Source organism: Microbacterium hydrocarbonoxydans, from assembly GCF_023715885.1.
Classification (GTDB): domain Bacteria; phylum Actinomycetota; class Actinomycetes; order Actinomycetales; family Microbacteriaceae; genus Microbacterium; species Microbacterium hydrocarbonoxydans_C.
Genome location: NZ_JAMBOY010000002.1, coordinates 585,485 through 601,027, shown reverse-complemented (window position 1 = coordinate 601,027; position 15,543 = coordinate 585,485). Strand labels below are relative to the sequence as shown.

Below are 15,543 nucleotides of genomic sequence, written 5' to 3'. Positions count from 1 at the left end.
CACCCGGGTCCGACACGGGGCCAGGATCCGGCGGATCAGTCCAGCACAGGCCAGGGCACGGGTGTGCGGTCGTCGGTGGGGAGCAGACCCGCCACCCAGCCGTCGTCCCGTCCGCGTCGGCTCGTGAGACCCTGCCGTGACAGCCCCTCGTAACGGAAACCCAGCGCTCGGGCAGCACGTGCCGACGGCACGTTGCCGAGGACCGCGCGCCAGACGATGCGTGCGAGGCCGAGCTCACCGAACCCGTGGTCGACGACCGCCCTCGCCGCCTCGACGACGTACCCGTTGCCGCGAGCGGAGGCGGTCACCCAGAATCCCAGTTCGGCATGACCGCCGCCGACCGCGTCGGTGATGTGATGCAGTCCGATCGATGCGACGAGCTCGCCCTCACGGTACGCCGCCCAGACCGTCTGGCTGCCGTCAGCCCACCATTCGCCGATGAGCCGCACGAAGTCTTCAGCGTCTGCACGGGAATAGGGGCTGGGAATCGTGGTCCACCTCTGGATCTCCGGATCCTGGCACGCCTCGGTGATCGCGTCGACGTCGGAGGCGTCAGGCGCGCGCAGCACGAGGCGCTCGGTGGTGAGGGTGACGGGTTCCATCCGGAAAGCCTACTGATCGCCGAGCGGCCCTCTTGCGCCCGAGCGGCCCCTTTATGGACGGGCTCGAGGGGGGTGGTTCGCACGTTAAGGGGTGGCTCGGCGAAGGCGGACGTGGAACGAGGGCGCGGGCGCGAGGGCGCGCACGGCGGACGCGCGCGCCCGTGAGCTTGCGACCGGGAGCCGATGTCCGACGCCGCGGCTAGGCTTGTCAGGTGACTGTTCCGGGGATTCTGCGCGCCTTGGAAGAGGCGTCTCTGTACCGCGACGCCCTCCGCTGGGCGCAGACCGACGCCGACCTCGGACTGGTCGACGGACTCGACGCGCCCGCACTCGCCGGGCTGCTCGACAAGCGCCGCGCCGCCGGGCTGCTCGACAAGCGCCGCGCCGCCGGGCAGCCCGCGTCGCTGCTCGCTGTCGTCCCGACGGGCCGCCGGGCCGAGTCGCTCTCGCAGGCTCTTGCGGCTTACCTGCCCGAGGCCGAGGTCGTCACCTTCCCGGCATGGGAGACCCTGCCGCATGAGCGGCTCAGCCCCAGCCCCGACACGGTCGGCCAGCGGTTGCAGACCCTCCGTCGCATCGCCGAGTGGTCGGGAGAGCGGCCGCTCGTCGTCGTGGCATCCGTCCGTGCGGCACTGCAGCCGATTGCGGGCAACCTCGGCGAGATCGCACCGCTGGAGCTCTCCGTCGGCACCCGGGGGTACGAGCTCGACCACGTCGCGGAGCAGCTGGTCGAGCGCGCCTACTCCCGCGTCGACATGGTGTCGCGCCGCGGCGAGTTCGCGGTGCGCGGCGGCATCCTCGACGTGTTCCCGCCGACGTCCGAGCACCCCTTCCGCATCGAGTTCTTCGGCGACGAGGTCGACCAGATCCGTGCATTCTCCGTGGCAGACCAGCGCTCGCTCCCGGGCGACGTGGCGCTCGTCGATCTGCCACCCAGCCGCGAGCTGCTGCTCACGCAGGACGTGCGCGACCGCGCGCGCGCATTGATCGGCGGCTTCCCCGCGATCGCCGGGATGCTCGAGAAGATGGCCGAGGGCATCCCCGTCGAGGGGATGGAGTCCCTGCTGCCGGCCGTTGCGGGTCCGCTGAAGTCGCTGGTCGAGTACCTCCCCGAGGGCAGCGCCACCGCGGTGGTCGACCCCGAGCGCTCCAGCGCCCGCGCGATCACGCTCGGCGAGACCAACCGCGAGTTCCTCGACGCCGCGTGGAGCGCCGCGACCTCCGGTGCCTCCGCGCCCATCGACCTCGGCGCGGGCGATTTCCTCACCATCGCCCGGCTCCGCGAGATCGTGCGCGACCGCGGAGGCGTGTGGTGGCGCCTCAGCCCCTTCGCGATGGGCGGAGAGGATGCCGAGACGATCGACGCCGCCGTCATCCCCTCGTTCCACGGCAACGTCGACGGCGCGATCTCGTTCGTCGACGCGAAGGTGTCGGACGGGTGGCGCGTCGTGGTGATCGCGACCGGCCCCGGTCTCGTCGACCGGGCGCGCGACGTCCTCTCCGACCGGGGCATCGCCGCCCGCGTCGTCGAGCAGCTGACCGAGCTCCCCGACGCCGGTGTCGCGACGCTCGTGACGGGAGCCGTCGAGTCGGGCTTCCAGATCGCCGACGCCAAGCTCGCCGTCCTCACCGACAACGAGTTCTACGGACGCACGATCGGCGGCGACCAGCGCGTCGTGAAGAAGCTCGCGTCGCGGCGGAAGAACGTCGTCGATCCGCTGCAGCTCAAGCAGGGCGACTTCGTCGTGCACAACACGCACGGCATCGGGCGCTTCGTCGAGATGACCAAGCGCGAGGTGTCGACGGGCGGACGCAACGCGACCAAGTCGACGCGCGACTACCTCGTGCTCGAGTACGCGCCGTCGAAGCGCGGCTACCCGGGCGACAAGCTCTTCGTGCCGACCGACCAGCTCGACCTGCTGTCGAAATACGTGGGCGGCGAGGCCCCCACCCTGTCGAAGATGGGCGGCAGCGACTGGGCTCAGGCGAAGGGCAAGGCGCGCAAGGCCGTGCGCGACATCGCTGTCGAGCTCGTCAAGCTCTACTCGGCGCGCATGAGCGCGAAGGGCCACGCGTTCGGCCCTGACACCCCGTGGCAGCGGGAGCTCGAAGAGGCCTTCCCGTTCGCCGAGACGAACGACCAGCTGCAGACGATCGACGAGATCAAGGCCGACATGGAGCGGCCCATCCCCATGGACCGCCTGCTGTCGGGGGATGTGGGCTTCGGCAAGACCGAGGTCGCCGTGCGCGCGGCGTTCAAGGCGATCCAGGACGGCAAGCAGGTCGCCATGCTCGTGCCGACCACCCTGCTCGTGAAGCAGCACCTGGAGACCTTCACCGAGCGGTTCGCCGGCTTCCCGGTCAAGGTGCGGCCGCTGTCGCGCTTCCAGACCGACAAGGAGGCCCGTCTCACGCTGGAGGGCCTGCTCGACGGCACGGTCGACATGGTCATCGGCACGCACCGCATCCTCACCGACCAGGTCATCTTCAAAGACCTCGGCCTGATGATCATCGACGAGGAGCAGCGGTTCGGCGTCGAGCACAAGGACGCGCTCAAGAAGATGAAGACCAACGTCGACATCCTCGCGATGAGCGCGACTCCCATCCCGCGCACGCTCGAGATGGCCGTGACCGGCATCCGCGAGATGTCCACGCTCGCGACCCCGCCCGAGGACCGCCATCCGATCCTCTCGTTCGTCGGGCCCCGCAGCGACAAGCAGATCGCCGCCGCCATCCGCCGCGAGATCCTGCGCGAGGGCCAGGTGTTCTTCGTGCACAACCGGGTGCAGTCGATCCAGCGGGTCGCCGCGCAGCTCGCCGAGCTCGTACCGGAGGCTCGGATCGCGGTCGCCCACGGACAGATGGGCGAGCACCAGCTCGAGCAGGTCGTCGACGACTTCTGGGAGCGCAAGTTCGATGTGCTCGTCTCGACGACGATCATCGAGACCGGTCTCGACATCTCCAACGCGAACACCATCATCATCGACCGTGCCGACAAGTACGGTCTCAGTCAGCTGCACCAGCTCCGCGGGCGCGTGGGCCGCGGACGCGAGCGCGCCTACGCGTACTTCCTCTACGACGACATGAAGCCGCTCTCGGAGACGGCGGCCGACCGGCTCCAGACCATCGCCGTGAACAACGACCTCGGCTCGGGCATGCAGGTCGCCCTGAAGGACCTCGAGCTGCGCGGAGCGGGCAACATGCTCGGCGCCGAGCAGGCAGGGCACATCGCCGGCGTGGGCTTCGACCTCTATCTGCGGATGATCGGCGAGGCCGTCGCGACGTTCCGCGGCGACGAGGTCGAGAGCGGTCAGGAGCTGCGACTCGAACTGCCGCTCGACGCCCGCATCCCCGAGTACTACATCGACAGCGAGCGTCTGCGCCTGGAGGCCTATCAGAAGCTCTCGGCCGCCTCGGCCGCGACCGCCAAAGACGACGCGATCGATCTCGTGATCGACGAGCTCACCGACCGCTACGGCACGCCTCCGGAGGAGGTCGAGGGTCTGATCGCCGTCGCCCGCCTGCGGCGACGCGCGGCGCGGGCCGGTCTCGCCGACGTCGTGGTCATGGGATCGAACCTGCGCATCGCTCCCGCGCGCCTCGAGGACTCGATCAAGGTCCGCCTGCAGCGGCTGTACCCGAAGGCCAAGCTCGTGGCGGGCGGCGAGGCGCTGGTCGTGCCCGTGCCGACCGTGCCGGCCGCCGTGGGCGTGGGCCTCGAGCCCCTGCCCGACGCCGAGCTGCTCGAGTGGGTCGGCCAGCTGTTCACCGCGATCTTCCCGGAGCCCGTCAAGGCCGAGTGAGGGGAGCTAGTCGGCCGGGAGCGTCGCGACGTACAGGAGGTTGCCGTCCGGGTCGCGGATCTGGGCGACCCGCTCGCCCCACGGCAGGTTCTCGGGTGCTGCGATCGATTCCGCGCCGGCGGCGAGGGTCGTCGCATAGGTGGCGTCCGCGTCGTCGACGTACAGCCAGATCGCTATCGGGTTGCCGGGGGTGACGTCGGCGTCGAGCCCGATTCCCAGCGCGCCCCCATTCACCGCGAGGGCGATGTACACGTCGGCACCTTCGTGCGTGTAGCGATAGGTGACGGTCGCGCCGAACGCCTCCTCGTAGAAGCGACTGAGACGAGGGAGGTCCGGCGTGCGCAGGATCGGGAACAGATTCGATACGCCCATGGAGGCAGGGTAGGGCGCGGGCGGATGCCGATCAACGGCCACCGCCTCAGAGCGAGAAGCCGCCGTCCGACGTGAGGACCTGCCCGACGACCCACGACCCTTCCGGGGTGCAGAGCCAACCGATCAGGCTCGCGGGGTCGGACGGCCGCCCCACCCGGCCGAACGGCTGCGCGCTGATCCAGTCTGCGACGCCCGACAGGTCCCGGTCGGTGGTGTCGGGGTCGAGGTAGCCGGTGTTGACGGGACCGGGGTTGACCGTGTTCAACACGATCCCCACGTCGAGCAGCTCTCGCGCGACCGACCGCGTGATGCCTGCCAGGGCGGCTTTGCTCGTCGCATAGGCGATCTCGCCCACCATCGCGCCGTGGCCCTGCCCCGAGGTCATCCAGACGACGTGACCGGTCGGGGCGTCGAAGGGGCCGAGGTCGGCGACACGATCTCCCGGTCGAGCCACGCCGGCATCCGCACCCCCGAGCTCGGACCGCCGCCGCCGCGCGAGACCCGCGGTCAGCAGCAGCGACGCGCGGGCGTTGGTCTGCCAGTGCTCATCGAGCCGTTCGGCGGTCATGTCGAAGATCGAGCCGTCCCCACCGGTCAGAGCCTGATTGCACACGAGGATGTCGAGGCGGCCCGTCAGGGCCGATGCCGCGTCGAGCAGCGGTTCGACCGTCGCCGGATCGCGCAGATCGGCGTGGTGATCGCTCATCACGGCCTCCGGTGCGAGAGCGTCGGAGACCCCGGCGCGGACCGCCTGGAGGTCATCCCCGCCCCATGGCTGCTCGAGGTCGTGCGGACGATAGTGCTGAATCACGACGTTGGCGCCGAGGGCGGCGAGGCGGGCGGCGGTCGCGAAGCCGATGCCGCGCCGTCGCGAGACGCCGGTCACGAGGGCGGTCCTGCCGAGCAGGGGGAGAGGGGAAGCGTGCATGGGGTGCCTTTCGATCGGAGGCGCCGGGGCGTGCGGAACGCAGCCGAGCGGCGGGGATGGGATCGAGTCAGAGGCCTGCCATGTGAGCGAGCGTAGCAGTGGCTCTAGCGACGGGCGAGCCGCACGTCAACGGGGTGACCGACGTTGCGCCGCGGAGGGATGCTGAACCCATGTGGGCACTGCTGATCATCCTCCTCGTCCTGTGGGCCGGTCTCGCGGTCTTCGGCTTCGTCATCAAGGGGCTGCTGTGGCTGGCGGTCTTGGGAATCGTGCTGTTCCTCGCCACGCTCGTGATCGGGATGCTGCGCCGCTCCGCCGCGACCAAGGAATAGCCTTCCAGGCCGAGGGGCAGTCGGCGCTACGCTGACCTCATGCTGTACGAGCACCTCGGGGCTCGCCCCCAGATCCACGACACCGCCGTCATCGCTCCGACCGCCGTGATCTCCGGCGACGTGCAGATCGGGCCCGGCTGCCAGGTCCTGCACGGGGCCGTCATCACGGCCGAGGGCGGACCGATCACCCTCGGTGAGCACGTGATCGTCATGGAGAACGCCCTCATCAGGGCGACCGCGGCGAATGCCGTGCACATCGGGCCGCATACGCTCGTCGGCACCCTCGCCAGCATCGCGGGTGCCACGGTCGGCGAGGAGGTCTTCTTCGCCTCTGGCGCGAGGATCTTCAACGGCGCGATCGTCGGCGACCGCTGCGAGGTGCGCGTGAACGCGATCGTGCACCGGCGTGCGGTGCTGCCGTCGGGGACCGTCGTGCCGATCGGCTGGGTGGCCGTCGGCGACCCCGTGCAGCTCCTCTCGCCGGACCGGGAGGACGAGATCGCCGCCGCTCAGCCCGAGCTCGACTTCCCCGGCCACGTCTTCGGCGTCGACCGCGACACCCCCGACCTCATGGTGCAGCTCACTGAGCGCTACGGCAGCTCGCTGGCGCGGCACGCCCACGACGTCCGCGTCGACGGCCCGGCGGGTGGGGAGTGAGCGTCGGCGCAGGCCTGGTCCGCCCGGACGTCACGACGGAGGATGCGGAGGCGATCGCCCGCGAGTGCTATGGCGTCGAGGTGCGGGCGACCGAGCTCGGCAGCAACCAGGACCGGAACTTCGTGCTGCACGCGGCGGGTGGCGGGCGCAGCGTGCTGAGGGTCGACAATCCCGTGTTCGGCGACGAGGCGCGCGATGCCCAGCACGCCGCGCTCGAGGCGTACCGCGCCGCCGGTGTTCGCGTGCCGGCCGTGCTCCCCGGTCTCGACGGACGGCTGACCCAGCGCTGGCGGGGGTTCGCCGTGCGGCGCAGCGAGTACGCAGAGGGCGAGCCGATCGTCGATGTTGGCTACCTCGCTCCGGTCGTGCTCGCCGAGTTCGGCGCGCTCGCCGCGGCATCCGTCTCGGCGCTCGTCGACCTGCGGCATCCGGGACTCGAGCGGGATCAGATGTGGGACATGCGTGTCGCGTACGACCAGATCCGCGGGCTCGCCGACGCGATCGGCGACGCCGACCTGCGACAGCGCGTGCTGTCGGCGGCGGACGAGGCGCACGCGGTCGTCGCCACGGTAGGGGCCGACCTTCCGGTGCAGCCGATCCACGGCGACCTCACCGACGACAACACGACGGGCGTCCGCAGAGCGGACTCACGGCTGCATCCGCACGTCGTTCTCGACCTCGGCGACCTCGGACTGGGATGGCGGGTCGCGGAGCTCGCGGTATGCGCCTCATCGATGCTGCACCACGAGCCGGAGCGTCCGCTCCGGGTGCTCGAGACGATCGCAGCCTTCCACGAGCGCGTGCCGCTGCACCGCGAGGAGGCGGAAGCCGTCTGGCCGCTCATCGTGCTGCGGGCGGCGCTGCTCGTCGCCAGCGGATGGCGGCAGCTCGCGATCGACGGTGCCAACGACTACGCGCGCGAACGCATCGCGACGGAGCAGGCGATCTTCGACGCCGCGACCGCTGTACCGCTCGTCGAAGCCGTCGCGCACGTCCTCGAGCGGGTGGACATCGCCCCGGCCGCCGGTCAGCCGCAGTCGACACATGAACTGCTCCCCGACCTCGTCGGCTCGCTGGTCGTCGTCGACGCGGGCATCGAGTCGGCCGAGCTCGACGCCGGACGCTGGATGGATGCCGATGCCGAGGCCCGGCTCGTCGCCGACGCGCACGCGCGGGGCGCGGACGTCGCGGTGCTGCCGTACGGGGCGTTCCGCCTCACCCGTGCGGCGGTCGACTCCGCCCACCCGGCGGCGACGTGGCCGGTCGAGACCGAGCTGCATCTCGTTCCTGGGCGGGAGTCGCGCGTGGTCGCACCGTGGACTGGAGAGGTGCAGGAGATCGACTCAGGATTCCGCCTCGTCGCGGACCCCGGGTGGGTGCTGGAGGTGCGAAGCGCTGGACTGCGCGTCTGGTCCGCCGGCCGGGAGGTGGGCGCGGGGGAGGAGATCGCGACCGTCGCCTCGACCGACGGTTCCGCGGTGCTCGTGATCGGGATCCGACGGACGGACGCGCCGCAGCTCGAGCTCTCCGACGACGGAGCAGCGCTCGTCACGCCGGAACGCGTGCCCGCGTGGCGGCGCCTCACGTCTGATCCGGCCCCGCTTCTCGGCATCCGATCGCACGCGGAGCGTGACGAGGCACAGGACGAACTGCGCCGGCGGGAGCGCATCTTCGCCGAGGCGCAGGAGCGGTACTACGAGCGTCCGCCGCAGATCGAGCGCGGATGGCGCCACCACCTCATCGACACGACGGGTCGCACGTACGTCGACATGGTGAACAACGTCGCCGGCCTCGGTCACGCGCACCCTCTCGTGGCGGAGGCCGCGAGCCGTCAGCTGCGCACCCTCGCGACCAACTCGCGGTTCCTCTACCGCGACCTCGCCGAATACAGCGAGCGCCTCATCGCCCTCATGCCGGCGGGCAGCGCGCTCGACACGGTGCTGCTCGTCAACAGCGGGTCGGAGGCGGTCGATCTCGCCCTCCGGCTCGCGCAGGCGGCCACCGCGCGTCGAACGGTCGTCGCGCTCCGGGAGGCGTACCACGGCTGGACCATGGCGAGCGACGCGGTCACGACCAGCGCCTACGACAACCCCTTCGCGCTCGAGACGCGCCCCGACTGGGTGCACGTCGCCGACGTGCCCAATCGCTACCGAGGCACCTACCGCGGCGACGACACCGCCGACCGCTACCTCGCGGACCTCGACGCCGACCTCGACCGACTCGCCGCCGAGGGGCGGGACGTCGCGGCCTTCCTCTGCGAATCCGTGCTCGGCAATGCCGGGGGCGTGCTGCTCCCCGACGGATACCTGGCCGGAGCCTACGAACGTGTGCGCGCTCGCGGCGGGCTCTGCATCGCCGACGAGGTGCAGGTCGGGTTCGGGCGCATGGGCTCGACGTTCTGGGGCTTCGAGAAGTCCGGTGTCGTGCCGGACATCGTCACGATCGCGAAGCCCATGGGCAACGGATTCCCGATCGGCGGCGTCATCACCTCGAAGCGCATCGCCGACGCGCTGAGCAGCCAGGGGCAGTTCTTCTCCTCCGCAGGCGGAAGCACGCTGAGCTGTCGGGTGGGCATCGCGGTGCTCGACGCGATGGAAGCGGACGGGCTCCAGAGCAACGCACGCGAGATCGGCGATCGGCTGGCGGCAGGGTTCCGGGAGCTCTCGCGACGGCATCAGCTCGTCGGACCCGTGCACGGGGCGGGTCTGTACCTCGGCGTGGAGCTCGTGCGCGACCGGGAGACGATGGAGCCGGCGGATGCCGAGGCGGCGGCGATCTGCGAACGGATGCGGGAGCTGGGGGTCGTGATCCTCGCGACCTCGGAGCGATCGAACGTGCTGAAGGTGAAGCCGCCGCTCTGCCTGACGCAGGAGAGCGCCGATCATATGCTCGCATCGCTCGATCGGGTGCTCTCGGAAGGCTGGTGACGCGGGCCTTCGAATCCCTCCTTCGTGCGTCATGTTAAATGCGTATTTCGAACGAGATTTGCTCTTCCGCTGACGAATATCCCGGGTCCATACTGATGCTCAGCGTCGGACGACCCGAAGTCCGGCCCCTGCGCTTCCCCGAGGAGTACACATGGCAGAGAAGACGAAGCCGCTCGCGCACGGCGGCGGGACCCTTCGGCGCAATCTCGGTCTCTGGGCGATCGTCGGTCTCGGACTCGGATACATGACGCCGACCGTGGTGTTCGACACCTTCGGAATGGTCGCCCGCGACACGAACGACGTCGTCCCCGCCGCCTACCTCGTCGCGCTGGTCGTGATGGTGTTCACGGCCATCAGCTACGGCAAGATCGCGAGCGCCATCCCGAGCGCCGGTTCGGCCTACACCTACGTGCGCGAGTCGATCCATCCGAACCTCGGCTTCATGGTCGGCTGGACGTCGCTGATCGACTACGTCTTGCTGCCGATGGTGAACTGCCTCATCATCAAGAGCTATCTCGAGGCGATGTTCCCCGACGTCCCCGCGTGGATCTGGGTGGTGCTGTACTGCATCGCGGTCACGAGCGTCATCTACATGACCATGCGCGGCACGTCGAATCTCAACATGATCCTGCTCGTCTTCTCGATCGTCGTCATGGTCGTGTTCGTGGTGCTCGTCGTCGCGCAGCTGATGCGCGGTGACGGAGCGGCGACGATCCTGTCGGTCGGCGCCTTCCTGCACGACGACGTGACCCTCGGCGCGGTGCTGACCGGTGCGACGATCGTCTGCTTCTCCTTCATCGGGTTCGACGCGGTCACGATGTACGCCGAGGAGGCGAAGGACCCGAAGATCATGCCGAAGGCGATCCTCCTCACCGTCCTCATCGGCGGTGGCATCTTCCTCGTCGCCTCGTACGTATCGCAGCTGCGGTTCCCCGACTGGAACGAGTTCGCCCCCGGCGGCGACATGCAGTTCGTCGAGGACTCGACCCTGCCGATCATCGGCGAGCTCGTCGGCGGCAACGTCCTCATGGCCGTTCTCACGGCGGCGGGCTTCTGCGCCACACTGGCGTCCGGCCTCGCCTCGCACGCCTCGGTGTCGCGCATGCTGCTGGTGATGGGCCGCAACAACGTGCTGCCGCAGCGAGCATTCGGCTACATCAACCGCCGCACCCACACGCCGACGTTCAACATCGTGCTGGTCGGGGCGATCTCGCTGCTCGCGATCCCGTTCACGCTCGAGCTCATCGCCGCCTGGATCAACTACGGCGCCCTGATCGCCTTCACGTTCGTGAACATCTCCGTGATCGCGTGGTTCGCGATCCGCAAGGGCATGCGTCGCACGCCGAAGGAGATCTTCTCGTACATCGTGATGCCCGCGATCGGCACGCTGCTCACCGGCCTGCTGTGGGTCAACCTGCACCCCGACGCGCTGATCGGCGGCATCACCTGGACCGTGCTCGGCCTCATCTACCTCGCGGTCATCACGAAGGGCTTCCGCAAGAAGGTCGTCGCGTTCGACGAGAACCAGGCAGTGACCGGATTCAACAAGGTCGTGAAGGTTCCGGTCGACGAGCGCTGAGGCGTCGGCCGGTTCGAATCGCGTGAATGGCAGCATTCCCCGGGTGGGAGCTGCCATTCACGCGATTCGAAACGCCCAAGGCGTCAGATCACGCCCTGGGCGAGCATCGCGGCGGCCACGCGCTCGAAACCGGCGATGTTGGCCCCCGCGACATAGTCGCCGGGGGCGCCGTACCGTTCGGCGGCCTCGAACGCCGCGCGGTGGATGTCGCCCATGATCTCCCGCAGCTTGCTCTCGCTCGCGTCGAAGCTCCAGCGCTGCCGAGAGGCGTTCTGGCTCATCTCGAGCGCCGAGGTGGCGACGCCGCCCGCGTTCGCGGCCTTGCCGGGGGCGAAGAGCACGCCGGCCGCCTGGAAGGCGTCGATCGCCGAGGGCACGCACGGCATGTTCGCACCCTCCGAGACGGCGCGCACGCCGTTCGCGATCAGCGCCTGCGCGGCGTCGTGGTCGAGCTCGTTCTGAGTCGCCGAGGGAACCGCGATGTCGACGGCGACCTCCCACACGCTGCCGCCCTCGACGAAGCGCGCGCCGGGTCGGCGGTTCGCGTACTCGACGATGCGGGCCCGCTCGACCTCCTTGATCTGACGGAGCAGATCGACGTCGATCCCCGCGTCGTCCACCACGTATCCCGAGGAGTCGGATGCCGTCACGGCGGTCGCTCCGAGCTGGGCGGCCTTCTGGATGGCGTAGATCGCGACGTTGCCCGACCCCGACACCGCGACGCGCTTGCCGTCGAGCGAGTCGCCGTGCACGGCGAGCATCTCCTGCGCGAAGAACACCGCGCCGTAACCGGTCGCCTCGGTGCGCACCTCGGCGCCGCCCCAGCCGGTGCCCTTGCCGGTGAACATGCCCGACTCGTGGCGGTTGGTGATCTTGCGGTACTGGCCGAACAGGTAGCCGATCTCGCGGCCACCGACCCCGATGTCGCCGGCAGGGACGTCGGTGTGCTCGCCGAGGTGTCGGTACAGCTCGCTCATGAACGACTGGCAGAAGCGCATGATCTCGGCATCCGACCGGCCATGCGGGTCGAAGTCGGAGCCGCCCTTGCCGCCTCCGATGCCCTGGCCGGTGAGCGCGTTCTTGAAGATCTGCTCGAAGCCCAGGAACTTGATGATCGACAGGTTCACCGAGGGGTGGAAGCGCAGTCCGCCCTTGTACGGTCCGAGCACGGAGGAGAACTGGATGCGGTAGCCCCGGTTGACCTGCAGCCTTGCGGAGTCGTCGACCCACGGCACCCGGAACAGGATCTGCCGTTCGGGCTCGACGAGACGCTCGACGATGCCGCCGTCGACGTACTCCGGATGCCGGTCGAGCACTGGCGCGATCGAGGTCAGCACCTCGTGCACGGCCTGCTGGAACTCGGGTTCGTGAGCGCTGCGCGTCAGCACCGTGTCGAACACGGGCTGCACGGCGCCGGGGAGCGGGGCGAAGTCGGGTGAGGGCGGGGCGGAAGCGGTCACGCGAGAGGACTTTCTGATCGGGACGACGAGGGCGCGGTGCGGCGCGACGTCATCCGGTGTTCTGCAGGCCCGCGGCCACGCCGCTGACCGAGAGCAGGAGCAGGCGGCGCTGCTCGTCCTCCGACCCGGAGCCCACGGCCTCGGCCGGGTCGCGGAGAGCGCGGAGCGCGCGCAGCTGCAGCAGCGACAGCGCGTCGACGTAGGGCGTGCGCAGCTGCACCGCGCGCTGCAGGATCGGCTTGTTCTCGAGCAGGCCGACGCCGCCGGTGAGGCGGATGACCCACTCGCGGGTGAGCGCCAGCTCGTCGAGCACGAGCTGCGCGAGGTCGTCGCGGTCGCCGAGTGCGAGGTACTGGCGGGCGATGCGCTCGTCGGTCTTTGCGAGGCTCATCGCGACGTTGTCGATCATGGTGTGCAGCAGCGGCCACTCGCGGTAGGCCTCGGCCAGACGCTGCTCGTCGCCGACGGCGGCGAGTGCCGTGCCGAGTCCGAACCATCCCGCGAGGTTGATGCGCGCCTGCGTCCAGGCGAAGACCCACGGGATCGCCCGGAGGTCCTCCAGCGACTCGACCGACAGGCCGCGACGCGCGGGACGCGAGCCGAGCGCGAGCAGGCCGATCTCCTCCATGGGGGTCACGGTCGCGAACCACGGCGCGAAGCCGTCGGCCTTCACGAGCGAGAAGAACCGCTCGCGCGACGACCGGTCCATGACCTCGGCGATGTCGGCGAACCGTCGGGCGGCATCGCTCGTGCGCTGCTCGACGGTGGGCGAAGATGCGAGCAGGGTCGCCGCGGCGACCTGATCGATGTGACGCATCGCGATCGCCGGCTCGCCGTAGCGGGCGAAGATGACCTCGCCCTGCTCGGTGAGCTTGAAGCGGCCGTCGACCGAGTGCGGCGGCTGCGCGAGGATCGCGGAGTTCGCGGGTCCGCCTCCGCGGCCGAGAGCACCGCCGCGACCGTGGAACAGCGTCAGCTCGATGCCGGACTCGGTGGCCCAGAGCGCGATCTTCTCCTGCGCCTCGTACAGCGCGAGGTTGGCGGCGACCGGGCCGACGTCCTTCGACGAGTCGGAGTACCCGAGCATGACCTCGAGGCGGTTGCCGGTGGCGGCCATCCGCTCGCGGAACTCGGGGAACGTGACGGCCTCGGCGAGGATGGCGGGCGCGGCCTGCAGATCGGCGAAGGTCTCGAACAGCGGGACGACGTCGAGCACCGGGGCGTCGTCGCCGAGCGCGTGGCGAGCGAGCGCGTACACGTTCGCGAGGTCGGACGCCGCCTGCGTGAACGACACGACATAGCGACCGGCGGCTCGCAGGCCGCGGTCGCGCTGGATGTCGGCGATCGCGCGGAAGACCTCGAGCACCTCCTCGGTCTGCGCGCTCACCGGCTCGTCGCCGGACAGCTCGGCGAGTGCCTTGGCGTGCACCTGCGAGTGCTGGCGCACCTCGAGCTCGGTCAGGTGGAAGCCGTACGTCTCGACCTGCCAGATCAGGTGCTGGACGCCGCCGAACGCGTGACGACGGGCGCCGGCATCCGCCAGCGACGACTGCACCGCGCGAAGATCGGCAAGGAGCTCCTCGGGCGCCCCGTAGCGCTCGTCGTCGCCTCGACGGGTGGCGCCGACACGGTGCGCGAGGGCGAGGACGACTCGGCGGTGCGGTTCGCCGGGCGAGCGCGCGGCGAGCTCGTCGGCGAGGCCGGGCTCGGCCGCCGCGAAGCGCTCCCACAGGGCCGTCACCTCGTCGCTCGGCGGCGTGCCCTCGGCATCCAGCGTCAGCGTGCGGCCGATGCGCTCCAGGGCGCGCTCGAGTCCGCGCAGCACGTGATCGGAGGCGATCTGCGACGCCTCCCTGGTGACGGATGCCGTGACGAACGGGTTGCCGTCGCGGTCGCCGCCGACCCACGACCCGACGCGCACGAACGCGGGCACGACGGGTTCGCTGGCGCCGGAGTCGTCGCCGCGCAGGGCGTCGTCGATACGGCGATACACGTGCGGCACGGTCGTGAACAGCGTCTCGTCGAACACTCCCATGACGGTGCGCACCTCGTCGGTGGGCGAGGGCTTCTGCGCGCGCAGCGGGGCCGTGCGCCACAGCGTCTCGATCTCCTCGAGCATGCGGCGGCGTGCGCGACGCTGCTCCGCGCCGCTCTCGCTCGCCGCGTCGTGCTGGGTCAGCAGTTCCGACAGGCGGCGGATGCTCGACGACACCGCGCGGCGCCGGGCCTCGGTCGGGTGCGCGGTGAACACGGGGTGGAAGCGCAGACCCCGCAGACGACGGCGCGCCTCGTCGTCGCCGACCTCTGACCTCAGCCGGGCGTAGGCGGTCGCGACGGTGTCGGCGGCGTCCTCGCGGCCGGGCTGGCCGGCGCGCTCGCGCAGTACGCGCACGCGCTGGTGCTCCTCGGCGAGGTTGACCAGGTGGAAGTAGCACGTGAAGGCGCGGGCGACCTCGTCGGCACGCTCGATCGTGAACGACTCCGCGATCGCCGCAGCGCGGTCGAACGCGTCGGACGTCTCCTCGTCGTACGCCTGGATCGTGGCGAGACGCAGGCGCTCGACATCGGCGAACAGCTCGTCGCCTCCGGCTTCGCGCAGCACCTGGCCGAGGAGACCGCCGAGCATTCTCACGTCGGAGCGCATGGCGTCCGGAATGCCGCGGCCCGCTTCGAATCGGCCGATGATGCGGATGGCCGAGGTGTCGGTGGGCTCGGGAAAACTCTGTGCGGGGGTCACGCACACGAGCGTAGCCGGGTCGGGAGCGGTGCCCTGCACGCATGACGGCGCGAGACGTGAGAGAGTCGATCCGAACCGAGGATCCGCACCGAGGAGCAGCCGTGACCGAAGACTCCCAGACCGATCCGCTGCGGGCTGCAGCCGAC

At 70.2% G+C, this 15,543-nt stretch carries 10 protein-coding genes; 5 read left to right on the top strand and 5 right to left on the bottom strand.

The genetic code is table 11. From position 1 onward, the window contains the following. Positions 1–35: 35 nt before the first annotated feature. On the bottom strand, positions 36–602 hold the full coding sequence (locus M3195_RS07170) for a GNAT family N-acetyltransferase (RefSeq protein WP_251586007.1): 567 nt from the start codon (positions 600–602) through the stop codon (positions 36–38). Between the two features lie 212 nt (positions 603–814). On the opposite strand from M3195_RS07170, the gene mfd reads away from it, so the two are divergent. Next, the gene (gene mfd / locus M3195_RS07165; RefSeq protein ID WP_251586005.1) at positions 815–4,405 is read left to right on the top strand and encodes a transcription-repair coupling factor; all 3,591 of its coding nucleotides are present in this window, start codon (positions 815–817) and stop codon (positions 4,403–4,405) included. 6 nt (positions 4,406–4,411) lie between these two features. On the opposite strand, the gene M3195_RS07160 is transcribed toward mfd, so the two are convergent. Continuing rightward, positions 4,412–4,777 (bottom strand): VOC family protein, encoded by a 366-nt coding sequence (locus M3195_RS07160; RefSeq protein WP_251586003.1) that lies wholly within the window; start codon positions 4,775–4,777, stop codon positions 4,412–4,414. Positions 4,778–4,823: 46 nt separating this feature from the next. Then, a complete protein-coding gene (locus M3195_RS07155; RefSeq protein ID WP_251586001.1) occupies positions 4,824–5,705 on the bottom strand; it encodes an SDR family oxidoreductase in 882 nt (293 codons plus the stop codon). 170 nt (positions 5,706–5,875) lie between these two features. Here M3195_RS07155 and M3195_RS07150 point away from each other — a divergent pair, with 170 nt between their 5' ends. The 4 genes from M3195_RS07150 to M3195_RS07135 all read left to right on the top strand — a co-directional run bounded on the left by M3195_RS07150 (position 5,876) and on the right by M3195_RS07135 (position 11,200). Continuing rightward, a complete protein-coding gene (locus M3195_RS07150) occupies positions 5,876–6,037 on the top strand; it encodes a hypothetical protein (RefSeq protein WP_251585999.1) in 162 nt (53 codons plus the stop codon). A gap of 39 nt (positions 6,038–6,076) precedes the next feature. Further along, positions 6,077–6,694 carry a gamma carbonic anhydrase family protein gene (locus M3195_RS07145; protein ID WP_251585996.1) on the top strand — a complete coding sequence of 206 codons (618 nt, stop codon included), beginning with the start codon at positions 6,077–6,079 and terminating at the stop codon, positions 6,692–6,694. After that, on the top strand, positions 6,691–9,621 hold the full coding sequence (locus M3195_RS07140; RefSeq protein WP_251585994.1) for an aminotransferase: 2,931 nt from the start codon (positions 6,691–6,693) through the stop codon (positions 9,619–9,621). The genes M3195_RS07145 and M3195_RS07140 overlap by 4 nt, the downstream gene beginning before the upstream one ends. 151 nt (positions 9,622–9,772) lie before the next feature. Next, complete coding sequence (locus M3195_RS07135; RefSeq protein ID WP_251585992.1) at positions 9,773–11,200, top strand: APC family permease; 1,428 nt, start codon at positions 9,773–9,775, stop codon at positions 11,198–11,200. 83 nt (positions 11,201–11,283) lie between these two features. On the opposite strand, the gene gdhA is transcribed toward M3195_RS07135, so the two are convergent. Further along, positions 11,284–12,609, bottom strand: a complete 1,326-nt coding sequence (gene gdhA, locus M3195_RS07130) for an NADP-specific glutamate dehydrogenase (RefSeq protein WP_374209313.1) — start codon at positions 12,607–12,609, stop codon at positions 11,284–11,286. A gap of 100 nt (positions 12,610–12,709) precedes the next feature. Next, a complete protein-coding gene (locus M3195_RS07125; RefSeq protein ID WP_251585988.1) occupies positions 12,710–15,397 on the bottom strand; it encodes a phosphoenolpyruvate carboxylase in 2,688 nt (895 codons plus the stop codon). Between the last annotated feature and the right edge of the window lie 146 nt (positions 15,398–15,543).

Bases quoted from the DNA above. Each gene is read 5' to 3' on its own strand.
- M3195_RS07160 (WP_251586003.1), bottom strand. From the start codon at position 4,777: ATGGGCGTATCGAATCTGTTCCCGATCCTGCGCACGCCGGACCTCCCT.
- M3195_RS07170 (WP_251586007.1), bottom strand. From the start codon at position 602: ATGGAACCCGTCACCCTCACCACCGAGCGCCTCGTGCTGCGCGCGCCT.
- M3195_RS07150 (WP_251585999.1), top strand. From the start codon at position 5,876: ATGTGGGCACTGCTGATCATCCTCCTCGTCCTGTGGGCCGGTCTCGCG.
- M3195_RS07155 (WP_251586001.1), bottom strand. From the start codon at position 5,705: ATGCACGCTTCCCCTCTCCCCCTGCTCGGCAGGACCGCCCTCGTGACC.
- M3195_RS07135 (WP_251585992.1), top strand. From the start codon at position 9,773: ATGGCAGAGAAGACGAAGCCGCTCGCGCACGGCGGCGGGACCCTTCGG.
- M3195_RS07145 (WP_251585996.1), top strand. From the start codon at position 6,077: ATGCTGTACGAGCACCTCGGGGCTCGCCCCCAGATCCACGACACCGCC.